We start from the raw sequence: 23,757 nt of genomic DNA on the forward strand, positions 1-23,757 counted from the left end.
TCGCTTAGATTTCAGCAGCCAGTTGGTTAACCAGCTCTGCGTGCGCGTTTTGATCGATTGTGGCACCCAGGATCTTCGAAGCACCGCCAACGGCCAGAGCACCCACTTGGGCACGCAGCGCGTCTTTGACACTGTTGAGTTCCTGTTCGATCTCGGCTTGAGCCTGAGCCTTCACACGGTCAGCTTCGACGCGAGCCTGTTCACGGGCTTCGTCGACAATCTGGGTACCGCGTTTCTTGGCTTGCTCGATGATTTCAGCTGCCTGAGCTTTCGCTTCGCGCAGTTGCTGACCCACTTTCTCATGGGCCAACTCCAGGTCGCGAGCTGCACGGCTGGCAGCGTCCAGACCATCAGCGATCTTCTTTTGACGTTCGTGCAATGCCGCAATGACCGGAGGCCATACGAACTTCATGCAGAACAGTACAAAAATCAGGAACGCAACGGACTGGCCAATCAGGGTCGCATTAATGTTCACGCCAACACCTCGCAGTTACGTTGTCCATCACACCAATCTACTCGAGACATCCGAGTAATTAGCCAGCGATTTGACCAACGAACGGGTTCGCAAAGGTGAAGAACAGAGCGATACCAACACCGATCATGGTCACGGCGTCGAGCAGACCGGCCACGATGAACATTTTGACTTGCAGCATTGGAACCATTTCTGGCTGACGCGCTGCGCCTTCCAGGAACTTGCCGCCCAACAGGCCGAAACCAATTGCGGTACCCAGTGCGCCCAGGCCGATCAACAGTGCAACAGCGATAGCGGTTAGACCAACTACAGTTTCCATCTTTCCTCCCGACTTTTACGTCGTATGGTTTAGGTTTTTTAGATTAAAGCGGTAAAACAAATCGTTTCTCAGCCCGGTTCGGGCTCCTTCCCGTTTGACCGGGAAGGACATCAGACTAGTCGAGACTGGCCTTAATGGTTTTCTTCGTGCGCCATCGACAGGTAGACGATGGTCAACATCATGAAGATGAACGCCTGCAGGGTGATGATCAGGATGTGGAACACAGCCCACGCCCATTGCAGGACCACACCCAGGCCGCTGAGCCACAGCAGGCCGCTGCCGAACATCACAGCGATCAGGATGAACACCAGTTCGCCGGCATACATGTTGCCGAACAGACGCAGTGCCAGAGAAATCGGTTTGGCGATCAGGGTCACGAATTCGAGCAGGAAGTTCACCGGGATCAGCAGGGCTTGGACCAGGATGTTCTTGCTGCCGAACGGGTGCAGGGTCAGTTCGCCGATGAAGCCGCCGATGCCCTTGACCTTGATGCTATAGAAAATGATCAGTGCGAAGACCGAGAAAGCCATGCCCAGGGTCGCGTTCGGGTCGGTGGTCGACACGGCGCGGAAGGGGATGTGTGCATCGCCGGAGATAAGGATGGCCAGCTGAGGAATCCAGTCAACCGGTACCAGGTCGACGGCGTTCATCAGGAACACCCAGACGAAGATGGTCAGTGCCAGCGGTGCGATCACCGGGCTACGGCCATGGAAGCTGTCTTTCACGCTGCCATCGACGAATTCGACCAGTACTTCAACGAAGTTCTGCAGTGCACCAGGCTGACCGGAAGTCGCCTTCTTTGCCGCCATGCGGAAAAGAAAAACGAAGATCAGACCCAATGCGACCGACCAGCCGAGGGTATCGACGTGGAAAGCCCAGAAGCCCATTTCCTTGGCTTCTGCTGCGGTGTGGGCAAAGCCCCAGCCGCCGTTGGGTAGCTGACCGAAGGTCAGGTTCTGCAAGTGGTGCTGGATATAGCCCGAAGCGGTTGTCTCTGCCATGGTTGCCTCAAACGCCCTAAGGTCTCGAAAGTCTTGTTCTCATTAGCAGGGGAGCGAACCAGCTAACCAGTTGGGTCAGCACGAAGACGCTGAATACAGCCAGCGGCGCCAGTGGCTTCACACCTGCGAACGTCAATGCAAACAGCACTGCCGTCAAAATCAGTTTCCCCGCCTCGCCGGCATAAAAAGACCGGACGATAGCCTGGGCTGCTCGGGCGCCGGAAAACCGAAAGGCCCTGTGAGCGAAGTAAATATTGGGAAGCAAGGCTATCAGGCCTCCGCAAAGCCCTGAGTATCCGGCGACGACTCCTTTCCATTGCCAGAGCGCCAGTGCGGCGATCAATACAACGGCGAATTGGGCCATCAAAACCGGGAAAACTGCCAGACGATGGAACGGCAAGCGGTTTGGCGTGCGGGTTTCCATCGCTTTTGCTCTCCAATGGTCGGCCGCCATAATTCAATAACTTGGCATAATTTGTGCCGACAAAATGCGCGCAGAGTATAGGGGCGGTTCTGCCCCTATTCAACTGTCAGGTAGTGATTTCCGACTGCGCGCTACAAGAGCAATTGTTTCAGCGAATGTGTGCAAGGACGCCTTGCAGCTCATCGAGGGAGTTGTAGCCAATCACCAATTGCCCTTTGCCCTTCTTGCCGTGGCGGATCTGCACCGCAGAGCCCAGGCGCTCGGCCAGGCGCTGTTCCAGGCGAGCGATATCAGGATCGGTTTTGGGTGCCTCGACAGGGGCCGGTTTGCCACTCAGCCACTGACGAACCAGTGCTTCAGTTTGGCGCACTGTCAGACCGCGTGCGACAACATGTCGCGCCCCTTCAACCTGTTGATTTTCCGGCAAACCGAGCAATGCACGGGCATGACCCATTTCCAGGTCGCCATGGGACAGCATGGTCTTGATGACTTCCGGCAACGCGATCAGGCGCAGCAAATTGGCCACGGTCACGCGGGACTTGCCCACCGCCTCGGCAACTTGTTGCTGGGTCAGCTGGAACTCCTGCTGCAAACGTTGCAGGGCCACGGCTTCTTCAATCGGGTTGAGGTCTTCGCGCTGGATGTTCTCGATCAGCGCCATGGCGATGGCGGTTTCATCCGGCACATCGCGGACCATCGCCGGAATGGTTTCCTGGCCGGCCTGCTGGCTGGCGCGCCAGCGACGTTCGCCGGCAATGATCTCGAAGCGCCCGTTGGCGATCGGCCTGACCACGATCGGCTGCATCACGCCCTGGCTCTTGATCGACTGGGCCAATTCTTCCAGCGCCTGGGGATCCATGTCCCGGCGCGGCTGGTATTTGCCGCGCTGGATCAGGTCCAGCGGCAGGTGCTGCAACTCGCGTTGATCGACCTGTACGGCCTGCTCTTCCAGCGAACTGACAGTGGGACCACTGAGCAGTGCATCCAGTCCACGTCCGAGACCTCGTTTCTTGACGGCCATGGGGTTTCCTTAAGTTGGCTGGGCTGCAGCGGTGCGTGGGTTACGGCGCTGACGGCGAACCATCTCGCCCGCCAGGGCCAGGTAGGCCAGCGCACCACGGGATTGTTTGTCGTAGGCCAGGGCCGGCATGCCGTAGCTGGGCGCTTCGGCCAGGCGGATGTTCCGCGGGATGACCGTGTCGTAGAGCTGCTCGCCGAAGTGTTCCTTGAGCTGGGCCGACACATCGTTCATCAGGCTCAGGCGCGGGTCGTACATGGTCCGCAGCAGGCCTTCGACCTTCAGGTCCGGGTTCAGCAGTTCGGCGATGCGCTTGATGTTATCCACAAGGTCGCTCAAGCCTTCCAATGCGAAATATTCGCACTGCATGGGGATAATCACCCCATCGGCCGCCACCAGGGCGTTGAGGGTCAGCATCGACAGCGACGGCGGGCAGTCGATCAGGATGTAATCGTAGTTTTCCCGGATCGGCGCCAAGGCGCTGCGCAGGCGGCTTTCCTTCATCTGCATTTCCAGCAGCACCACTTCGGCCGCCGTCAGGTCACGGTTGGCCGGCAGCAGTTGATAACCGCCGTGTTCGGAGAAGTGCATGGCCTGGCCCAGATCGCATTCGCCGATCAGGACGTCGTAGATGGAGTTTTCCAAGCCATGCTTATCCACACCGCTACCCATGGTGGCGTTGCCCTGTGGATCGAGATCGATCAACAGCACCCGGCGCTTGGTCGCGACCAGGGATGCTGCGAGGTTGATACAGGTGGTGGTCTTGCCCACACCACCCTTCTGGTTCGCTATCGCGAATACCTTAGCCATTCTTGCTTGTGTTCCCAATCATGCCGTGCGGCGCAGTATCAGCAGATGGCGTTGGCCTTGGCAACCGGGTACGGCCAAGGCGTGTTCGCTATCAAGGTGGAAGTCTGCCGGCAATGCTACCAGCTCATCGGCCGGATGAACGCCCTTCATTGCCAGCCAGCGCGTATCGGCGTCGCCCAGGTGGCGCGTCCAGTTGCTGAAGTTATCCATGCTGCTGAACGCCCGGGAGATGATCCCGTTGAAAGGCTGTGCAGGCTGGAACGCTTCGACACGGCTGTGGATAACTTGCAGGTTATCCAGTTTGAGTTCGAGTTTGACCTGGGTCAGGAAACGAGTTTTCTTGCCGTTGCTGTCCAGGCAGGTCACTTGCGAGTCGGGAAACAGGATCGCCAGCGGGATGCCCGGCATGCCACCGCCACTGCCAACATCCAGCCAGCGACCGTTTTCGATGAAGGACATGACGCTGAGGCTGTCGAGCAAATGGCGCGAGACCATTTCATCCGGATCGCGCACGGCGGTCAGGTTGTAAGCCTTGTTCCATTTGATCAACAACGCCAGATAGCCCAGCAATTGCGCGTGCTGGGCTTCGGTCAAGTTGACACCAAGCTGACGGGCACCTGTGGATAACTCTTCAGCGTGTTGCGAGGTGACCATCGAACTCAAGCGCTTTGCTCCAACTGGCGGCCCGCGCCGCGTTTTTTCAAATGAATCATCAACAGGGAAATCGCCGCTGGCGTGACGCCGGGAATGCGCGAGGCCTGGCCTAGGGTCTCTGGACGGGTCGCACCGAGCTTGCTCTGGATTTCCTTCGACAACCCGGAAATGCCGGTGTAATCGATATCCACAGGCAGCTTGGTGTCCTCACTGGCGCGCAGACGGGCGATTTCGTCTTGCTGACGGTCGATGTAACCGGCGTACTTGGTCTTGATCTCGACCTGCTCGGCCACTTGTGGATCTTCCGCCCCTTGGCCGGTCACTTCCACCAACCCGGCATAATCGATTTCCGGGCGGCTCAAGAGGTTGAGCAGGTTGTATTCGTGGGTCAGCGGCGTGCCAAATTTCGCGGCAATGGCATCGCCCTGCTCGGTACCAGGGCGAACCCAGGTGCTTTTCAGGCGCTGCTCTTCCAGTTCGATGCTTTCACGTTTCTTGCAGAACGCGGCCCAACGCACATCATCCACCAGCCCCAGCTCACGACCTTTCTCGGTCAGGCGCAGGTCGGCGTTGTCTTCGCGAAGGATCAGGCGATATTCGGCGCGGGACGTGAACATCCGATACGGTTCCTGGGTGCCCAAGGTAATCAGGTCATCCACCAGTACGCCGATGTATGCCTCATCGCGGCGTGGGCACCAGCTGTCCTTGCCCTGGGCGCGCAGTGCCGCGTTGGCACCGGCCAACAACCCTTGGGCGCCGGCCTCTTCGTAACCGGTGGTGCCGTTGATCTGCCCGGCGAAGAACAGGCCGCCAATGACCTTGGTTTCCAGGCTGTACTTCAGGTCACGCGGATCGAAGTAGTCGTACTCGATGGCGTAGCCCGGGCGAACGATGTGGGCGTTTTCCATACCGCGAATCGACTGCACGATCTGCAATTGCACATCGAACGGCAGGGAGGTTGAGATCCCGTTCGGGTACAGCTCGTGGGTCGTCAGGCCTTCCGGCTCGATGAAGACCTGGTGGCTTTCCTTGTCGGCAAAGCGATGGATCTTGTCTTCGATCGACGGGCAATAACGCGGGCCGATGCCTTCGATTTCACCGGCAGCGGAATACATCGGTGAACGATCGAGGTTCGCCGCAATGATTTCATGGGTGCGGGCATTGGTGTGGGTGATCCAGCAACTGACTTGCCGTGGATGCTGTTCCTTGTTGCCCATGAACGACATGACCGGGATCGGCGTATCGCCAGGCTGCTCGGTCATCACCGAGAAATCCACAGACCGACCGTCGATACGCGGTGGCGTACCGGTTTTCAAGCGCCCGACACGCAACGGCAGCTCACGCAAACGGTGAGCCAGAGCGATCGACGGCGGATCACCAGCACGACCGCCGGAAAAGTTCTGCAAACCAATGTGGATAAGTCCGCCGAGGAAGGTCCCGGTGGTCAGCACCACGGAATCGGCGAAGAAACGCAGGCCCATCTGTGTCACGACACCGCGTACTTGATCCTGCTCGACGATCAGATCATCGGCCGCTTGTTGAAATATCCACAGGTTCGGCTGGTTTTCCAGGATTTCGCGGACAGCGGCCTTGTACAGGACTCGGTCGGCCTGGGCGCGAGTAGCGCGCACGGCTGGGCCTTTGCGGCTGTTCAATACGCGAAACTGAATACCACCTTTATCGGTGGCCATGGCCATCGCGCCGCCTAGGGCATCGATTTCCTTGACCAGATGGCTCTTGCCAATCCCACCAATGGCAGGGTTGCAACTCATGGCACCGAGGGTTTCCACGTTATGCGTCAGCAACAGGGTTCTTGCCCCCATGCGTGCTGATGCAAGTGCTGCCTCGGTACCGGCATGACCGCCGCCGATGACGATCACTTCAAAACGGGAAGGGAAATCCACCACGCACCTCGTGCCTGCTTAATTCAGGTAATTCGGAAATAGGTCTTGAGCCTGGCCAGAGCGTTTTTCGAGCCAGGTCGGCAAGTATAGGGACTTCCCCTTTCCTAAAGAACCCTTTGCACAAAATTTAACCAGCTGTGGAAAACTCGCGGTTAAAGAAATTAAAAAGAAAGAAATTTATAAAATCTTTGTTTTTATGTTTATTCTTACTGAGCCTCCTATCTGTGGATAACATTACACAGGCCTTTATTTTAAATGTGTACAGAGATTCAAAACCCTGTGGTTAGGTGGCAATGAGGGGGTTGGATAACCGGTGTAAGCCTGTGGATGAATGGGCCTGTTATCCACAGAGGCGGTTATCTTCAGATTTGAGGGGGGTTTATCAACCGACCTCTGTGGCAGTTATTCACAGGGCTTAATCCACAGAAAACCGCCGCGGATGGATCACCGCAGCGTCCACAGGCAAGCCGCCATCAATGGCAATCGTTTCAAAAACAGAGAGGAGGAACCGGGTTTGCGTTGGACTCGAGAGGCTTCGAGGACAAACCCGGTTTGAAAAGCGGGGTTATTTACCGATGCAGAAGCTGGAAAAGATCCGCCCCAACAGGTCATCGGAGCTGAAGGCGCCGGTAATTTCCCCAAGGGAATGTTGGGCCTGGCGAAGGTCTTCGGCCAATAACTCACCCGCCCCCGCCAAGGTCAACTGTGCGCGACCGTGTTCCAGGGCGGCGCTGGCATGGCGCAAGGCTTCAAGATGCCGCCGGCGGGCGCTGAAGCTGCTTTCCGAGGTCTGCTCATAGCCCATGCAGGCCTTGAGGTGTTCACGCAGCAGTTCCAGGCCTTCACCCGCCGCCTTTGCGCTCAGGCTGATCGTCACATGGCCGTCGTTGCTGACCTCAAGGACAATCGCTTCCCCGGTCAGGTCAGCCTTGTTACGGATCAAGGTGACTTTCGCGGGATCCGGGCGGACTTCGAGGAATTCAGGCCACAAGGCAAATGGATCGTCCACTTCCGGTGCGGTGGCATCCACCACCAGCAGGACCCGGTCGGCTTCACCGATGGCCTTGAGCGCCCGCTCAACGCCGATTTTTTCCACCCGGTCATCAGTGTCGCGCAAACCTGCGGTATCCACTACGTGCAGTGGCATGCCATCGATGTGGATATGTTCACGCAGGATGTCCCGAGTGGTGCCGGCGATCTCGGTGACAATCGCCGCCTCGCGCCCGGCCAGGGCATTCAACAGGCTGGACTTGCCGGCATTCGGCCGCCCAGCGATCACCACGGTCATCCCATCGCGCAACAAGGCACCCTGCCCCGCTTCGCGCAGTACGGTGGATAACTCATCGCGTACTTTATCCAGCATGCTCAGCACGTGGCCATCGGCTAGGAAGTCGATTTCCTCTTCCGGGAAATCAATCGCGGCCTCGACGTAAATCCGCAGGCCGATCAATTGTTCGGTGAGGTTATGCACACGCAGGGAAAACGCACCCTGCAAGGATCGCAATGCGTTGCGGGCCGCCTGTGCAGAACTGGCTTCGATCAAATCGGCGATCGCCTCGGCCTGGGCCAGGTCGAGCTTGTCGTTGAGGAATGCCCGTTCACTGAACTCGCCCGGCCGGGCCAGGCGACAGCCCAGCTCCAGGCAACGCTTGAGCAACATGTCCAGCACGATGGGGCCGCCGTGCCCTTGCAGTTCCAGCACGTCTTCGCCGGTGAACGAATTCGGCCCCGGGAAATACAAGGCCAGCCCCTCGTCGAGGACCTGCTGGTCATCACTGAAAAACGGACCGTAATGAGCAAACCGCGGTTTGAGTTCGCGACCGCTGATTGCCCTGGCCGCGACACTGGCCAAGGGCCCCGAAATACGGACGATGCCGACACCGCCGCGACCTTGGGCGGTGGCAACGGCGGCGATGGTTTCACGCGGTGCGCTCATAAACCGGTATCCAGACAAAAGTGACAGATAGCAAAACGCCCCACTAGGGGGCGTTTTGTGTGGTTATCCACAGAGCAAGTTACGCCTCGGCTTTTTTCGTAGCCGCTTCGATCTTACGCGTGATGTACCACTGCTGAGTAATGGACAACACGTTGTTCACAACCCAGTACAGCACAAGACCCGCCGGGAACCACAGGAAGAAGAAGGTGAAGATGATTGGCATCATTTTCATCACCTTCGCCTGCATCGGGTCCGGAGGCGTCGGGTTCAGCTGCTGCTGGATGAACATGGTCGCGCCCATGATGATCGGCAGGATGAAGAACGGGTCCTTGATCGACAGGTCAGTAATCCACAGCATGAACGGTGCCTGGCGCATCTCCACGCTTTCCAGCAGCACCCAGTACAGCGCCAGGAACACAGGCATTTGTACAAGAATCGGCAAGCAACCACCCAACGGGTTGATCTTCTCTTTCTTGTACAGCTCCATCATGGCCTGGGACATTTTCTGCCGGTCATCGCCATGTTGTTCTTTCAGCACGGCCAGTTTCGGGGCCACTGCGCGCATGCGAGCCATGGATTTGTAGCTGGCGGCCGACAACGGGAAGAAAATCCCCTTGATCAGCATGGTCAGGAAAATGATCGACCAACCCCAGTTACCGACGATGCTGTGGATATGTTGCAGCAGCCAGAAGATCGGCTGGGCAATGAACCACAGGAAACCGTAGTCCACGGTCAATTCCAGACCTGGGGACAACTCTTTCAGTACCGCCTGGCTTTTAGGACCGGCGTACAGAATGGCACTGGTTTCGACTTTTGCACCTGGCGCGGCGGTCAATGCCGGGCCGGTGTAGCCGACGATGTAGTTGCCTTTGCCATCTTTACGCGTCTGGACGACGTTGTTTTCGCCCTTCTGCGGGATCCAGGCAGTTACAAAATAGTGCTGCAGCCAGGCAACCCAGCCACCTTGAACGGTTTCCTTGAGCTGTGCCTTGTCCATGTCTTTCATGGACACTTTCTTGTACGGCTCCGAACTTGTCCACAGGGCGGCGCCCAGGTAAGTCGCGGTGCCGGTGGCCGTGCTGGAGGAAGGATCGTCGCTGGCGTCCCGCTTGAGTTGCGCAAACATCGCGCCGGACCAAGGCTGGGCGCTCTGGTTGTCGATCAGGTAAGAGACGGTTACGTCATACAGGCCACGTTTCAAGGTGAAACGCTTGATGTAGTTGACGCCATCCTTGCTGAACTTCAGGTCGACAACCAGTTGGTCCTGACCGTCAGCCAGTTGATAAGTCTTCTTCTCGGCGGAGTAGACCGGGCGACCGGCCGGGCTCGAATCCGGGCCGTTGGTACCGATCAGGCCACTTTGAGCCAGATAGGTGCGCTCGTTACCGTTGTCGAACAACTGGAACGGGACTTCCGGATGATCCTGGCGACGTGGGTACAGCGGCAGCTTCAGCTGGGCGACGTCACCACCTTGTGGATCGATTGCCAGCTCGAGCACGTCCGTCTTGATCTGGATGAGATCTTTGCTTACGGCCACCGGGGCTTCGGCGGGAGCGCTGGTATCGCTTGCCGCGCGCGGGATGTCGTCATTGCTGGCAGCATTGTTGCCAACTGGGGCATCCGGCAGGCTCGGTGCGGTATTGCTGGCTGCAACATTCTGAGTCGGCAGGGCAGCCTGGCCATAGTCCTGGTTCCATTTAAGGACCATGACGTAGGACACGATTGCCAGGGCGACGATCAGGATCGTGCGTTTGATATCCATGATTACTCGGCCATCGAAGAAGAACGGGAGGTAGGGATAGGCGGAACCGGGTCATAACCGCCGGGATTCCACGGATGACAGCGACCTAAACGACGAAAGGTCAGCCAGCCACCGCGCAGTAGGCCATGATTTTCTATGGCTTCGTACGCGTAGCAGGAACAACTGGGGTAGAAACGACAGTGACTGGCCATCAAAGGACTAATGGCATAGCGGTAAAACTGGATCGGAACGAGTGCCAGTTTACGCATCGGGACTGTCTACCCCTACAGTTTCGGTGTTGACTGCTGGTACTGGCTTGTTGCGGGCCAGACGTTTCCAGAGCTTGCCGAAATGCTGAATCAATTCGGGGTTTTCTACGTCACCCAAACCTTTGCGCGCGACGATAACAATGTCCCATCCAACCAGTGAATCCTGGTTCAGGCGAAACGATTCGCGCATCAGACGTTTGAGGCGATTGCGCTGAACAGAGAGCTTGACGCTCTTTTTCCCGATAACCAGCCCTAGTCGGGGGTGATCGAGATCGTTACTGCGCGCAAGGAGCAGGAGATTTTTCCCCGGAACCTTGCCGGTAGGGGAGTCAAAGACTGCCTTGAAATGCCGGGGTGTAAGCAGACGCTTTTCCCGACTGAAGTCCTGACTCACCTCCAGTGCCGGATTATCAAACTGCCAGACGCGCACGACCTTTGGCGCGACGACGCGACAGGACGGCACGACCGTTCTTGGTAGCCATGCGAGCACGGAAACCGTGGGTACGAGCGCGTTTGATAGTGCTTGGTTGGAAAGTACGTTTCATGTCGTGTTACCTGGTTCGTCCACAACGGGCCGGAATGGCCCCCGTTTTAAGAGACCGGGGATTCTAGAGAAAGCAAGCCTCTAGGTCAATTTCCAACCAGCGTTTCCTTTAAATAGATATCCGGACGCTTGGGCGGATTCATCACACGACGCTAGATATAGAAATAAAGAAGGGAATTATTTAAAGCTTTTCTGTAAAGCTTATAAAAGCAAGGCCGCCACCTGTCTGTGGATAACCATGTTCAGGCCTTGTAGCACGCCATGTACAGAGAATGACAACTACAGGGGAAAGCAGTGGCCAGCCTGTGCTGCGCTGTCGGATAAGCTGTGTGTGGAAAGCCATGTTATCCACAGGCCGGTTATCCACCGACTTTCGCCCCCACTTGTGCAACGACCTCAGGCCCGGTTATCCACAGAGCTTATCCACTGACCGCCCGTCGTCTTTCTCGCGGTTAACGCATTGATAAATCATGGGCGATCAGCAAGCTGCATGTGGATAAGTGGGCGTCTGCTCGCTACAATGGCCGCTTGTTTTTGCCTCACCGGCTTTCAACTTAGGGGATATCCGTGTCAGTGGAACTTTGGCAGCAGTGCGTGGAGCTTTTGCGCGATGAGCTGCCTGCCCAACAATTCAACACTTGGATCCGTCCACTACAGGTCGAAGCCGAAGGCGACGAGTTGCGTGTCTATGCACCGAACCGTTTCGTTCTCGACTGGGTCAACGAAAAGTATCTGGGCCGGGTCATGGAACTGCTCGACGAGCATGGCAATGGCATGGCGCCTGCGTTGTCCTTATTAATAGGCAGCAAGCGCAGCTCGGCACCGCGCGCCGCACCCAATGCGCCGCTGGCCGCCGCAGCGTCACAGGCCCAGCAGGCTGCAACGGCACCGGTTAACAACCATGCCGCCCCGGCACCCGCGCCTGCCCCGAGCAAACGCAGCGCACAAAAGGTCGCCGAGGTCAGCGAAGAGCCCTCCCGGGACAGCTTCGACCCCATGGCCGGTGCCAGCTCCCAGCAGGCGCCGGTGCGTGCCGAACAGCGCACCGTCCAGGTCGAAGGTGCGCTCAAGCACACCAGCTACCTGAATCGGACCTTTACCTTCGAGAATTTCGTCGAAGGTAAATCCAACCAACTGGCTCGCGCTGCGGCCTGGCAGGTCGCGGATAACCCCAAGCATGGCTACAACCCGCTGTTCCTTTATGGTGGCGTAGGCTTGGGTAAGACCCACTTGATGCATGCGGTGGGCAACCACCTATTAAAGAAGAACCCGAATGCCAAGGTCGTGTACCTGCATTCCGAGCGTTTCGTGGCCGACATGGTCAAGGCGCTGCAGCTGAACGCGATCAACGAGTTCAAGCGTTTCTACCGTTCGGTGGACGCTCTGCTGATCGACGATATTCAGTTCTTCGCCCGCAAGGAACGTTCCCAGGAAGAGTTTTTCCACACCTTCAACGCATTGCTTGAAGGCGGGCAGCAGGTCATTCTCACCAGTGACCGCTACCCGAAAGAAATCGAAGGCCTTGAAGAACGTCTCAAGTCGCGTTTCGGCTGGGGCCTGACGGTGGCCGTCGAGCCGCCCGAGCTGGAAACCCGGGTCGCGATCCTGATGAAGAAAGCCGACCAGGCCAAGGTCGAGCTGCCTCACGACGCCGCGTTCTTCATCGCCCAGCGTATCCGCTCCAACGTGCGTGAGCTCGAAGGTGCCCTCAAGCGGGTGATCGCTCACTCGCACTTCATGGGCCGCGACATCACCATCGAGTTGATTCGCGAATCCTTGAAGGACTTGTTGGCGCTTCAGGACAAATTGGTTTCTGTGGATAACATTCAGCGAACTGTTGCGGAATACTACAAAATCAAGATTTCTGACCTGCTGTCCAAACGCCGTTCGCGTTCGGTAGCACGTCCGCGTCAGGTGGCCATGGCCCTGTCCAAGGAACTGACCAACCACAGCCTGCCGGAAATCGGCGATGTGTTTGGCGGACGCGACCACACCACCGTGCTGCACGCCTGCCGCAAGATCAACGAACTTAAGGAATCCGACGCGGACATCCGCGAGGACTACAAGAACCTGCTGCGTACACTGACCACTTGATGACCACCAGCGCAGCTTATTAAGGCAAGGGACTAGACCATGCATTTCACCATTCAACGCGAAGCCCTGTTGAAACCCCTGCAACTGGTCGCAGGCGTCGTCGAACGCCGCCAGACCTTGCCGGTACTTTCCAACGTGCTGCTGGTTGTCGAAGGCCAGCAATTGTCGCTGACCGGTACCGACCTGGAAGTCGAGCTGGTCGGTCGTGTGCAACTTGAAGAACCGGCTGATCCGGGTTCCATCACCGTGCCGGCGCGCAAGCTGATGGACATCTGCAAGAGCCTGCCCAACGACGCGCTGATCGACATCAAGGTCGATGAGCAGAAGCTCGTGGTCAAGGCCGGTCGCAGTCGCTTCACCTTGTCGACCCTGCCGGCCAACGATTTCCCGACCGTGGAAGAAGGCCCAGGTTCGCTGACCTGCAGCCTGGACCAGAGCAAATTGCGTCGCCTGATCGAACGCACCAGTTTCGCCATGGCCCAGCAGGACGTGCGTTATTACCTCAACGGCATGCTCCTGGAGGTTTCCGCCGGCGTCATCCGCGCCGTTGCCACCGACGGGCATCGCCTGGCCATGTGCTCGATGCAGGCTGATATCGGTCAGCCTGATCGCCACCAGGTGATCGTGCCGCGTAAAGGTATCCTGGAACTGGCTCGCCTGCTGACCGAGCCGGACGGCAACGTCAGCATCGTGTTGGGCCAGCACCACATCCGCGCCACCACCGGTGAGTTCACCTTCACCTCGAAGCTGGTCGACGGCAAGTTCCCTGACTATGAGCGCGTGCTGCCAAAAGGCGGTGACAAGCTGGTGTTGGGCGATCGCCAGGCCCTGCGCGAAGCCTTCAGCCGTACCGCGATCCTGTCCAACGAGAAGTACCGTGGCATCCGTCTGCAACTGGCCAATGGTCAGCTGAAGATCCAGGCGAACAACCCGGAGCAGGAAGAAGCGGAAGAAGAAGTAGGCGTTGAGTACAACGGCGGCTCCTTGGAAATCGGCTTCAACGTCAGCTACCTGCTCGACGTGCTGGGCGTGATGACCACCGAGCAAGTGCGTCTGATCCTGTCCGACTCCAACAGCAGTGCGCTGGTGCAAGAGTCTGATAACGACGATTCGGCTTACGTTGTCATGCCGATGCGTCTGTAATCATGCCCAGCAGAAGCTAGATGTCCTTAAGTCGCGTCTCGGTCACCGCGGTGCGCAATCTGCACCCGGTGACCTTCTCCCCCTCCCCCCGCATCAATATCCTTTACGGCGCCAACGGTAGCGGCAAAACCAGCGTCCTGGAAGCCGTGCACCTGCTGGGGCTTGCCCGTTCGTTTCGCAGCACCCGTCTGCTGCCGGTCATCCAGTACGATCAACTGGCATGCACCGTGTTCGGGCAGGTGGAGCTGGCAGAAGGCGGTCATAGCGCCCTGGGGATCTCGCGGGACCGGCAGGGCGAGTTCCAGATCCGCATCGATGGGCAGAACGCTCGCAGCGCTGCTCAGCTGGCCGAGATCCTGCCATTGCAGTTGATCAACCCGGACAGCTTCCGTCTGTTGGAGGGCGCACCGAAGATTCGTCGGCAATTTCTCGACTGGGGCGTGTTCCACGTGGAACCGCGGTTCATGGCGACTTGGCAACGCCTGCAGAAGGCGTTGCGCCAGCGAAACTCTTGGCTGCGACATGGTACACTTGACGCCGTTTCGCAAGCGGTTTGGGACAGGGAACTGTGCCAGGCCAGCGCTGAAATCGATGAATACCGCCGCGCTTACATCAAAGCCTTGAAACCGGTCTTCGAGCAGACCTTGAGCGAACTGGTTGAGCTTGAGGGCCTGACGCTCAGCTATTACCGAGGCTGGGACAAGGACCGGGAATTGAGCACGGTGTTGGCTGGCTCGTTGCAGCGGGACCAGCAGATGGGCCATACCCAGGCTGGACCGCAACGCGCTGACTTGCGCCTCAGATTGGGCGCGCATAATGCCGCGGACATCTTGTCCCGGGGGCAACAGAAGTTAGTGGTGTGTGCCTTGCGTATTGCCCAAGGACACCTGGTCAGCCAGGCCCGGCGTGGTCAGTGTATTTATCTGGTGGATGACTTGCCGTCCGAGTTGGACGAAGCCCACCGTCGCGCGCTTTGCCGCTTGTTGGAAGACTTACGCTGCCAGGTGTTCATCACCTGTGTAGACCACGAATTATTGAGGGAAGGCTGGCAGACGGAAACGCCAGTCGCCCTGTTCCACGTGGAACAGGGCCGTATCACCCAGACCCACGACCATCGGGAGTGAAGGCATTGAGCGAAGAAAATACGTACGACTCAACGAGCATTAAAGTGCTGAAAGGCCTGGATGCCGTACGCAAACGTCCCGGTATGTACATTGGTGACACCGACGATGGCAGCGGTCTGCACCACATGGTGTTCGAGGTGGTCGACAACTCCATCGACGAAGCCCTCGCCGGCCATTGCGACGACATCAGCATCATCATCCACCCGGATGAGTCCATCACCGTTCGCGATAACGGCCGTGGCATTCCGGTAGACGTGCACAAAGAGGAAGGCGTTTCCGCCGCCGAGGTCATCATGACCGTCCTCCACGCTGGCGGTAAGTTCGACGACAACTCCTACAAGGTCTCCGGCGGTCTGCACGGTGTAGGTGTTTCGGTGGTGAACGCGCTGTCGGAAGAACTGGTCCTGACCGTTCGCCGCAGCGGCAAGATCTGGGAGCAGACCTATATCCACGGCGTGCCCCAGGCACCCATGGCGATCGTTGGCGACAGCGAAACCACAGGCACCCAGATTCACTTCAAGGCTTCGAGCGAAACCTTCAAGAACATCCACTTCAGCTGGGACATCCTGGCCAAGCGGATTCGTGAACTGTCCTTCCTCAACTCCGGTGTCGGCATCGTCCTCAAGGACGAGCGCAGTGGCAAGGAAGAGCTATTCAAGTATGAAGGTGGCTTGCGGGCGTTCGTTGAGTACCTGAACACCAACAAGACCCCGGTCAACCAGGTGTTCCACTTCAACGTCCAGCGTGAAGACGGCATCGGCGTGGAAATCGCCCTGCAGTGGAACGACAGCTTCAACGAGAACCTGTTGTGCTTCACCAACAACATCCCGCAGCGCGATGGCGGTACTCACCTGGTGGGCTTCCGTTCGGCACTGACTCGCAACCTGAACAACTACATCGAACAGGAAGGCCTGGCGAAGAAGCATAAAGTCGCCACCACCGGTGACGATGCCCGTGAAGGCCTTACTGCGATCATCTCGGTGAAGGTGCCGGATCCGAAGTTCAGCTCCCAGACCAAGGACAAGTTGGTGTCTTCCGAAGTGAAGACCGCCGTTGAACAGGAGATGGGCAAGTACTTCTCCGACTTCCTGCTGGAAAACCCGAACGAAGCCAAGCTGGTGGTTGGCAAGATGATCGACGCCGCCCGTGCCCGTGAAGCGGCGCGCAAGGCCCGTGAGATGACCCGCCGCAAAGGCGCGCTGGACATCGCCGGCCTGCCGGGCAAACTGGCTGACTGCCAGGAAAAGGACCCTGCCCTGTCCGAGCTGTACCTGGTGGAAGGTGACTCCGCTGGCGGTTCCGCCAAGCAGGGTCGCAACCGCCGCACCCAGGCCATCCTGCCGCTCAAGGGCAAGATCCTGAACGTCGAGAAGGCGCGTTTCGACAAGATGATTTCCTCCCAGGAAGTCGGCACCTTGATCACGGCGTTGGGCTGCGGCATTGGCCGCGAAGAGTACAACATCGACAAGTTGCGCTATCACAACATCATCATCATGACCGACGCTGACGTCGACGGTTCGCACATCCGTACCCTGCTGCTGACGTTCTTCTTCCGTCAGTTGCCGGAGCTGATCGAGCGCGGCTACATCTACATCGCCCAGCCGCCGCTGTACAAGGTCAAGAAAGGCAAGCAAGAGCAATACATCAAAGACGACGACGCCATGGAAGAGTACATGACGCAGTCGGCCCTGGAAGACGCGAGCCTGCACCTGAATGAAGATGCCCCAGGCATTTCCGGTGAAGCCCTCGAGCGCCTGGTGAACGACTTCCGCCTGGTGATGAAGACTCTCAAGCGTCTGTCGCGCCTGTACCCACAGGAACTGACCGAGCACTTCATCTACCTGCCCGCCGTGAGCCTGGAGCAACTGTCCGATCACGCAGCGATGCAAGATTGGCTGGCCCAGTACGAAGTACGCCTGCGCACCGTCGAGAAATCCGGCCTGGTCTACAAAGCCAGCCTGCGTGAAGACCGTGAACGTAACGTCTGGCTGCCGGAGGTCGAGCTGATCTCCCACGGCCTGTCGAACTACGTCACCTTCAACCGCGACTTCTTCGGCAGCAACGACTACAAGACCGTCGTATCCCTGGGTGCGCAACTCAGCACGTTGCTGGACGAAGGTGCGTACATCCAACGCGGTGAGCGCAAGAAGTCCGTGACCGAGTTCAAGGAAGCCCTTGAATGGCTGATGGCCGAAAGCACCAAGCGCCACACCATCCAGCGATACAAAGGTCTGGGTGAGATGAACCCGGATCAGCTGTGGGAAACCACCATGGACCCAGGCTCGCGCCGGATGCTGAAAGTCACCATCGAAGACGCCATTGGCGCGGACCAGATCTTCAACACCCTGATGGGTGATGCAGTCGAGCCTCGTCGTGACTTCATCGAGAGCAATGCGCTGGCGGTGTCCAACCTGGATTTCTGATCCCTTCAGTTGCACCGCTCCAAAAAAAGCCAACGCTTATGCGTTGGCTTTTTTTTACATTTGAAAAACCTGCACCGTTTTCAGGCCTGTGGATAAAAAACCGGGTAACTCGGTAACACCTTGGCACAAAGCCTTCACGCTCAATAGGTTAGGAATTGAGTGAGAGCCCCGGATAACGGGGCCTAAGGTTTTTTGGCGCAGAACTTGCGTGTTAAATAAATTACACATCGTTTCTTTAAATTGACAGGGAAGCGGTGGGTACGAGGTGACACGAATAAATCCAACACCAAGGGTAGTCTCAATGAGCGGTACGCAAACTTCCAATCATCTGGAGCAAGGGCTCAAACCCCGGCATGTAACGATGCTATCTATCGCCGGCGTCATCGGCGCTGGCCTTTTCGTGGGCTCCGGCCACGCTATCGCAGCGGCCGGTCCAGCCGTGCTGCTGGCTTACGCTGCGGCGGGTGCCCTTGTGGTGCTGGTGATGCGGATGCTGGGTGAAATGGCAGTGGCATCGCCGGACACCGGTTCCTTCTCCACCTATGCTGACCGTGCGATTGGTCATTGGGCCGGTTTCACCATCGGCTGGCTCTACTGGTGGTTCTGGGTCCTGGTGATTCCGCTGGAAGCCAACGCCGCCGCAACGATCCTGCATGCCTGGTTTCCGAACGTGGCGATCTGGGCCTTCACCTTGGTCATCACCCTGCTGCTGACGGTCACCAACCTGTTTAGCGTGAAAAATTACGGGGAGTTCGAATTCTGGTTCGCCTTGGTCAAGGTGGTGGCGATCATCGGCTTCATTGGCTTGGGTGTGATGGCGATCTTCGGCGTGCTGCCCACCAGCCAGGTCAGCGGTGTTTCGCACCTGTTCGACACCCAGGGCTTCCTGCCCAACGGTATGGGCGCGGTGTTGGGGGCCATCCTGACCACCATGTTTTCGTTCATGGGCACCGAGATCGTGACCATCGCGGCGGCCGAATCGAAGAACCCTGGCCAGCAGATTTCCAAGGCGACCAACTCGGTCATCTGGCGGATTGGCTTGTTCTATCTCGTCTCCATCTTCATCGTCGTTGCCTTGGTGCCGTGGAACGATCCGCTCCTGGCCAGCGTCGGTTCCTACCAGACAGTCCTGGAACGCATGGGCATCCCCGATGCCAAACTGATCGTCGATATCGTCGTCCTGGTGGCAGTCACGAGCTGCCTGAACTCGGCGCTGTATACGGCTTCGCGGATGATGTTCTCGTTGGGCAAGCGTGGTGATGCGCCGGCCGTTTCCCAGCGCACAAACAAGAGCGGTACACCTTACTGGGCGGTGATGCTGTCGACCGGGGCGGCCTTCCTGGCGGTATTCGCCAACTATGTGGCACCGGCTGCTGTGTTTGATTTCCTGCTGGCCAGCTCCGGCGCCATTGCATTGCTGGTGTATCTGGTCATCGCGGTTTCGCAGCTGCGCATGCGCAAACAACGCATGGCGCGTGGTGAAAAAGTCGCTTTCAGCATGTGGCTGTTCCCTGGCCTGACCTACGCGGTGATTGTCTTCATCGTCGGGGCCTTGACCATCATGCTGTTCCAGGAAGCCCATCGCGTGGAAATCCTCGCGACCGGTCTGCTGAGTGTCTTGGTGGTGATATCCGGCGTGCTGGTACAGCGCCGTCGGATCGCAAAGGCAGGAAGCTTGGTACCAACGATCGGTTGATATCCATTGTGTGGCGAGGGAGCTTGCTCCCGCTTGAGCGGGCTGGCGCTCCAGTGCGAAGCGCTCACAAAAGGGGCTGCTGCGCAGCCCAGCGGGAGCAAGCTCCCTCGCCACGGATGTATCCAATACCTAACTCGCGACAGACGCTTCGCTCCCCGCCGCCACACTCTCCAATCGATACCCGTACCCATAAATCGTCAGCAATTGCCAACCCCGGTCTGCCGTCAGGCCGAGCTTGTTGCGCAGGCGATAGATATGGGTGTCGAGCGGGCGGGACGAGGTCATTTCCTCGTGGGTCCAGAAGCGTTCGTAGAAATACTCCCGAGACAGCGGCCGGCCCAGGTTGGCGAACAGGCACCGGGCCAGGCGGTATTCCCGCTCGGTCAGGCTGATGGGAATACCGGCGCGGGTGATGGTCAGCTCGGCGTCGTCGAACGCCAGGTCATTGAACACCAGCACGTCGTTGGCTGGCGCACGTTGCAGGTTGTGGCGGCGCAGCACAGCGGTGACCCGGGCCTTGAGCTCGTTGGGCCGGAAGGGTTTGCTCACATAGTCGTCAGCACCGGCGTTGAGGGCCTGGACGATGTCGTGCTCGCCGTCGCGACTGGTCAGCATGATGGCGGCCGGTGGTGAATCCATGTGCTCGCGGGTCCAGCGCAGCAATGAAAGCCCGCTGATGTCAGGCAGTTGCCAGTCGAGGATCAACAGGTCGAAGGTTTCCCGGCGCAGTTGCCGCAACAAGTCCTCGCCTCGTTCAAAGCTGTGCAGGGTCCAGGCCTGCTCGCCCCTGCCGGGGATTTGTTGCAGGGTCTGTTCTACCCGGCGCAGCTCGGCCGGTTCATCGTCCAGTATGGCGACACGCATGGAATGCGATTCCTTGATCTCGAGAGTAACGGACATCTTCAGGTGGCAATGAAACGCAGCCGGTGGCGGATTCGTTGTCATTGACCTGTCGCTGGCTGCGACAATACCGGCTCGCGGCACAGAGGGAAAGGCAGCAGCGCGCCACCTATCGAGTCCCGTTATAGTCATGGGCTTTGCAGGCCCGTAAAAAAATCCCCATTCTTGAGGTTGGCCAGGAGGCCTATGAGTAACCAGCGTCGCCGTGAAAGTCGTGAGCCAACCCAGGTCCAGCGGTTGTTTCGTCAGTTGGTGCGGGAGTGGTTGTGGATAAGTTTGTTGTTGTTGCCGCTGACGGCCTTGCTGTCATTGAGCAGCCAAGCGACGGGTAACCATCCAGGCGCTGTGTTGTTATCGGTATGTTTGGTGGCCTGTGTATTGGGCTTGTTGCTGCTGCGCCCGCACCTGGCCTTGTGGACAACAGTGGGTGGCATGAGCCTGGCTCTGTTGATCAGTGCCGTGCTGGGCGCGCGAGGCTGGTGGTGGTCGCCCATGGCAAGTGTGCTGGGCATCCTGTTCGGCTACCTGATCTGGAATTGGCGCCGCCTGAGCGTGGTACTGGCCTATTTCGGCTGGGAGCTGGCACGCCTGGACGCGGAACCCAAGGTCTTCCCGGAACGTCGCCGCGCCTCCTACACCGGCAGCGACCGCTTGCAGGGGCAGATCATGGCCCTGGAGCAGGCCATGAGTCGAACCCGCGACACCCGACGCTTCATTGCCGACGGCCTGGAATATTTGCCGGTGGCAACCATGATCTGTGACCCTCAAGGCAAGCTGTTGCTCGGCAATCGCAAGGCGCGCGAGTTGTTCGGCCATGGCCTGGCGGGTGGCGACGTGCTGGAGCATCTCGGGCAATTGGGTTACCCAGGGTTGGAGCAGGGGGCGCATCACCGGTTATCCACATTGCCCTTGGTGGAGTTTCGCGACATTCGCGAGCGCAGCTTGCGCCTGGAACGGGCGGCGTTGTTGCCGGTTGATGGCGATGCGCCGATTGGCTGGTTGTTGAGCCTCACGGACCTGAGTGCCGAACGTGAGGCTGAAGAACAGCGCAGCGTCATGCTGCGTTTCCTTTCCCATGATTTGCGCGCCCCGCACTCGGCGATCCTTGCATTGCTCGATGTGCAGCGGCATCAGGTCGGTGGGGATAATCCGCTGTTCGACCAGATCGAGCGCCAGGTACGTCGCGCCCTGGACCTGACCGAGGGCTTCGTGCAATTGGCCAAGGCCGAATCCGAGGCGTATCAATTCCAGCCGACGCTGTTCGCCATGCTGGTTCTGGATGTGCTCGACCAGGCGCTGCCCATCGCCCAGGCAAAACGCATCCAGTTGATTCATGAAATAGAGGATGAAGAGGCAATGGTGAGGGCGGATCAGCCGTTGCTGACTCGTGCCCTGTTCAATCTGCTGGAAAATGCCATCAAGTACAGTGTGCCCGACGCCTGCATTTCGCTGCAGGTTCACTGCACCCCGGGCTGGTTGATCTGCAATGTCGTCGACCAGGGCAAAGGCATCAGCGCCGAAGAACTACCAGACCTGTTTAGTCAGTACCGACGGTTTTCCTCGGCTCACGGGGTCGATGGAATTGGCTTGGGGCTGTCGATGGTCAAGGCTGTGGTTGACCATCACGAGGGGAAAATCGAATGCCGTAGCGTGGTGGGTAAAGGCACGACGTTTAGCCTGCGTTTCCCATTATTGGAAGATTGAAAAGATCGCAGCCTTCGTCTGTATGAGCTGCCGAAGGCTGCGATCTTTGGGTGCTATAAAAAACTTATGCACCTGAAGGTGGGTTTTATGTGTTTAGGAAATATGTATTAAAAACATAGACATACAGCATAAAAGCACCGGATTCAGAAAAAACGGTACACAGGTTATCCACAGATCTCAAACAGCGAGCTGGTCTGTGGTGGCCGGTGTTGTCGGGGTCGGGGGCAGCGAGCCCATTTCCCGTTGTGTCTGTTCATTCCAGGCTTGGACACGGTCATTGAGGTCGGCGATGGCGCGGGGCCCAGTGCCTTCGGCATACATCGGCGCGCCGATCACCACAGTGATGACGCCTGGTGTTCTGATCCAGCCAGCCTTGGGCCAGAATTTGCCGGCATTGTGTGCAATCGGCAGCACGGGTAGATCGGCGTTCACGGCCAATGCCGAACCGCTACGGGAGAATTTGCCGACGGTTCCATAAGGAACACGGGTGCCCTCGGGGAAGATCAGCACCCAAACGTTATCCTTGAGCAGTTCGTCGCCCTTCTTCGCGACCTGCTTGAGGGCTGCCTTGGGGTTGTCGCGATCGATAGCGATAGGGCGCAGCATCGCCATGGCCCAGCCGAAGAACGGCACGAACAACAGTTCACGCTTGAGTACTTGGCTCAACGGTTCGAAATAGGCCGAGAGAAAGAACGTTTCCCAGGTGCTCTGGTGGTTGGACTGGATCACGCAGGGTCGGTCAGGCACGTTCTCGGCACCTTTGACCTCATAGCGGATGCCCAGGAACACTTTGCTCAGCCACAGTGCGCAGCGGCACCAGTACACATTGATGAAACGGTAGCGAGCCTTGAACGGCAAGAAAGGCGCGATAAAAAAACTCAAGGAGCACCACAGCAAGGAACTGGTGCCCAACAGCAGGTAAAAGAGAAAGGCTCTGATGGCCTGCAATATAGACATAGCGGCATTTACCGTTGCGGGCAGAGCCCGCCTGTTCAAGCGCTTCCCGAACAATCCTTGATCAGGTTGTCTTGGGAGCTCTAATTGTGGATAAGTTCAGCGGCAATCGCCGCCAAGTCGTCAAAAATCAAGGTGCCCACCGGTAGGGTCTTGCCCAGAGTCTTCTCGCCTTTCCCGGTCTTTACCAAAACTGGCTGACAATCGACGGTCTTGGCCGCCTCCAGGTCACCGAGGCTGTCGCCGACGAACCACACACCCGCCAGTGTCACGCCGTAATGCGCGGCAATGGTTTTCAACATGCCCGGCTTGGGTTTGCGGCAATCGCAACCTTCGTCCGGCCCATGCGGGCAATAAACGATCAGCCCGACTTCCCCGCCCTGCTCCGCCACCAATGCACGCAGGTGCTCGTGCATGGCTTCGAGCACGGCGAGGTCATAATAACCGCGGGCAATGCCCGACTGGTTGGTGGCAACCGCCACCGTCCAGCCGGCCTTGCTCAACTGCGCGATGGCTTCGATCGAACCGGGTAGCGGCAACCACTCCTCCACCGATTTGATGTAAGCGTCGGAGTCGTGATTGATCACCCCGTCCCGATCGAGAATCAGCAGTTTCAACAGCAGCACC

Annotated in this window: 22 protein-coding genes; 6 read left to right on the forward strand and 16 right to left on the reverse strand. The window is 58.2% G+C overall.

The window, feature by feature from the left end; genetic code table 11:
• Positions 1 to 4: 4 nt before the first annotated feature.
• The 13 genes from V7773_RS07715 to rpmH all read right to left on the reverse strand — a co-directional run bounded on the left by V7773_RS07715 (position 5) and on the right by rpmH (position 11,093).
• Positions 5 to 475: a F0F1 ATP synthase subunit B gene (locus V7773_RS07715; RefSeq protein WP_003187193.1), complete on the reverse strand. Its 471-nt coding sequence runs from the start codon at positions 473 to 475 to the stop codon at positions 5 to 7.
• A 58-nt stretch (positions 476 to 533) separates the two neighbouring features.
• Positions 534 to 791 carry a F0F1 ATP synthase subunit C gene (gene atpE, locus V7773_RS07720; RefSeq protein ID WP_003097235.1) on the reverse strand — a complete coding sequence of 86 codons (258 nt, stop codon included), beginning with the start codon at positions 789 to 791 and terminating at the stop codon, positions 534 to 536.
• A gap of 131 nt (positions 792 to 922) precedes the next feature.
• A complete protein-coding gene (gene atpB / locus V7773_RS07725; RefSeq protein ID WP_063323659.1) occupies positions 923 to 1,792 on the reverse strand; it encodes a F0F1 ATP synthase subunit A in 870 nt (289 codons plus the stop codon).
• A 16-nt stretch (positions 1,793 to 1,808) separates the two neighbouring features.
• On the reverse strand, positions 1,809 to 2,216 hold the full coding sequence (locus tag V7773_RS07730) for a F0F1 ATP synthase subunit I (protein ID WP_063323658.1): 408 nt from the start codon (positions 2,214 to 2,216) through the stop codon (positions 1,809 to 1,811).
• 148 nt (positions 2,217 to 2,364) lie between these two features.
• Positions 2,365 to 3,237 (reverse strand): ParB/RepB/Spo0J family partition protein, encoded by an 873-nt coding sequence (locus tag V7773_RS07735; RefSeq protein WP_003207098.1) that lies wholly within the window; start codon positions 3,235 to 3,237, stop codon positions 2,365 to 2,367.
• 9 nt (positions 3,238 to 3,246) lie between these two features.
• On the reverse strand, positions 3,247 to 4,044 hold the full coding sequence (locus V7773_RS07740; RefSeq protein ID WP_003207100.1) for a ParA family protein: 798 nt from the start codon (positions 4,042 to 4,044) through the stop codon (positions 3,247 to 3,249).
• Positions 4,045 to 4,062: 18 nt separating this feature from the next.
• The gene (rsmG, locus tag V7773_RS07745; protein WP_336072953.1) at positions 4,063 to 4,698 is read right to left on the reverse strand and encodes a 16S rRNA (guanine(527)-N(7))-methyltransferase RsmG; all 636 of its coding nucleotides are present in this window, start codon (positions 4,696 to 4,698) and stop codon (positions 4,063 to 4,065) included.
• 5 nt (positions 4,699 to 4,703) lie between these two features.
• Positions 4,704 to 6,602, reverse strand: a complete 1,899-nt coding sequence (gene mnmG / locus V7773_RS07750; RefSeq protein WP_336072905.1) for a tRNA uridine-5-carboxymethylaminomethyl(34) synthesis enzyme MnmG — start codon at positions 6,600 to 6,602, stop codon at positions 4,704 to 4,706.
• Positions 6,603 to 7,167: 565 nt separating this feature from the next.
• On the reverse strand, positions 7,168 to 8,538 hold the full coding sequence (gene mnmE / locus V7773_RS07755) for a tRNA uridine-5-carboxymethylaminomethyl(34) synthesis GTPase MnmE (RefSeq protein ID WP_336072906.1): 1,371 nt from the start codon (positions 8,536 to 8,538) through the stop codon (positions 7,168 to 7,170).
• Between the two features lie 79 nt (positions 8,539 to 8,617).
• Complete coding sequence (gene yidC / locus V7773_RS07760) at positions 8,618 to 10,300, reverse strand: membrane protein insertase YidC (RefSeq protein ID WP_336072907.1); 1,683 nt, start codon at positions 10,298 to 10,300, stop codon at positions 8,618 to 8,620.
• Between the two features lie 2 nt (positions 10,301 to 10,302).
• Positions 10,303 to 10,548, reverse strand: a complete 246-nt coding sequence (gene yidD / locus V7773_RS07765; RefSeq protein WP_010465488.1) for a membrane protein insertion efficiency factor YidD — start codon at positions 10,546 to 10,548, stop codon at positions 10,303 to 10,305.
• On the reverse strand, positions 10,541 to 10,942 hold the full coding sequence (rnpA, locus tag V7773_RS07770) for a ribonuclease P protein component (RefSeq protein WP_003207107.1): 402 nt from the start codon (positions 10,940 to 10,942) through the stop codon (positions 10,541 to 10,543). The genes yidD and rnpA overlap by 8 nt, the downstream gene beginning before the upstream one ends.
• A 16-nt stretch (positions 10,943 to 10,958) precedes the next feature.
• Positions 10,959 to 11,093 (reverse strand): 50S ribosomal protein L34, encoded by a 135-nt coding sequence (gene rpmH, locus V7773_RS07775; RefSeq protein ID WP_003213577.1) that lies wholly within the window; start codon positions 11,091 to 11,093, stop codon positions 10,959 to 10,961.
• A gap of 566 nt (positions 11,094 to 11,659) precedes the next feature.
• Here rpmH and dnaA point away from each other — a divergent pair.
• The 5 genes from dnaA (at position 11,660) to gabP (ending at position 19,572) form a co-directional block, all read left to right on the forward strand.
• Positions 11,660 to 13,186 (forward strand): chromosomal replication initiator protein DnaA, encoded by a 1,527-nt coding sequence (gene dnaA / locus V7773_RS07780; protein ID WP_092147503.1) that lies wholly within the window; start codon positions 11,660 to 11,662, stop codon positions 13,184 to 13,186.
• A gap of 39 nt (positions 13,187 to 13,225) precedes the next feature.
• A complete protein-coding gene (dnaN, locus tag V7773_RS07785) occupies positions 13,226 to 14,329 on the forward strand; it encodes a DNA polymerase III subunit beta (protein WP_003196145.1) in 1,104 nt (367 codons plus the stop codon).
• A gap of 20 nt (positions 14,330 to 14,349) precedes the next feature.
• Entirely contained in the window at positions 14,350 to 15,453 is a 1,104-nt protein-coding gene (gene recF / locus V7773_RS07790) for a DNA replication/repair protein RecF (protein ID WP_063323653.1), read from the forward strand.
• Between the two features lie 5 nt (positions 15,454 to 15,458).
• Entirely contained in the window at positions 15,459 to 17,876 is a 2,418-nt protein-coding gene (gene gyrB / locus V7773_RS07795; protein ID WP_063323652.1) for a DNA topoisomerase (ATP-hydrolyzing) subunit B, read from the forward strand.
• A gap of 301 nt (positions 17,877 to 18,177) precedes the next feature.
• Positions 18,178 to 19,572: a GABA permease gene (gabP, locus tag V7773_RS07800; RefSeq protein ID WP_336072908.1), complete on the forward strand. Its 1,395-nt coding sequence runs from the start codon at positions 18,178 to 18,180 to the stop codon at positions 19,570 to 19,572.
• 129 nt (positions 19,573 to 19,701) lie between these two features.
• Here gabP and V7773_RS07805 read toward each other — a convergent pair whose 3' ends face one another.
• The gene (locus V7773_RS07805; protein ID WP_072343733.1) at positions 19,702 to 20,436 is read right to left on the reverse strand and encodes a response regulator transcription factor; all 735 of its coding nucleotides are present in this window, start codon (positions 20,434 to 20,436) and stop codon (positions 19,702 to 19,704) included.
• Positions 20,437 to 20,658: 222 nt separating this feature from the next.
• On the opposite strand from V7773_RS07805, the gene V7773_RS07810 reads away from it, so the two are divergent.
• Positions 20,659 to 22,176 carry a sensor histidine kinase gene (locus V7773_RS07810; RefSeq protein WP_336072909.1) on the forward strand — a complete coding sequence of 506 codons (1,518 nt, stop codon included), beginning with the start codon at positions 20,659 to 20,661 and terminating at the stop codon, positions 22,174 to 22,176.
• A gap of 177 nt (positions 22,177 to 22,353) precedes the next feature.
• Here V7773_RS07810 and V7773_RS07815 read toward each other — a convergent pair whose 3' ends face one another.
• Together V7773_RS07815 and gmhB are read right to left on the reverse strand one after the other, a co-directional pair.
• Positions 22,354 to 23,133: a lysophospholipid acyltransferase family protein gene (locus V7773_RS07815; RefSeq protein WP_063323648.1), complete on the reverse strand. Its 780-nt coding sequence runs from the start codon at positions 23,131 to 23,133 to the stop codon at positions 22,354 to 22,356.
• 80 nt (positions 23,134 to 23,213) lie between these two features.
• A complete protein-coding gene (gmhB, locus tag V7773_RS07820; RefSeq protein ID WP_336072955.1) occupies positions 23,214 to 23,753 on the reverse strand; it encodes a D-glycero-beta-D-manno-heptose 1,7-bisphosphate 7-phosphatase in 540 nt (179 codons plus the stop codon).
• Positions 23,754 to 23,757: the final 4 nt, after the last annotated feature.

It is taken from the genome of Pseudomonas sp. 3JA (genome assembly GCF_036961705.1).
Lineage (GTDB): Bacteria > Pseudomonadota > Gammaproteobacteria > Pseudomonadales > Pseudomonadaceae > Aquipseudomonas > Aquipseudomonas fluorescens_Q.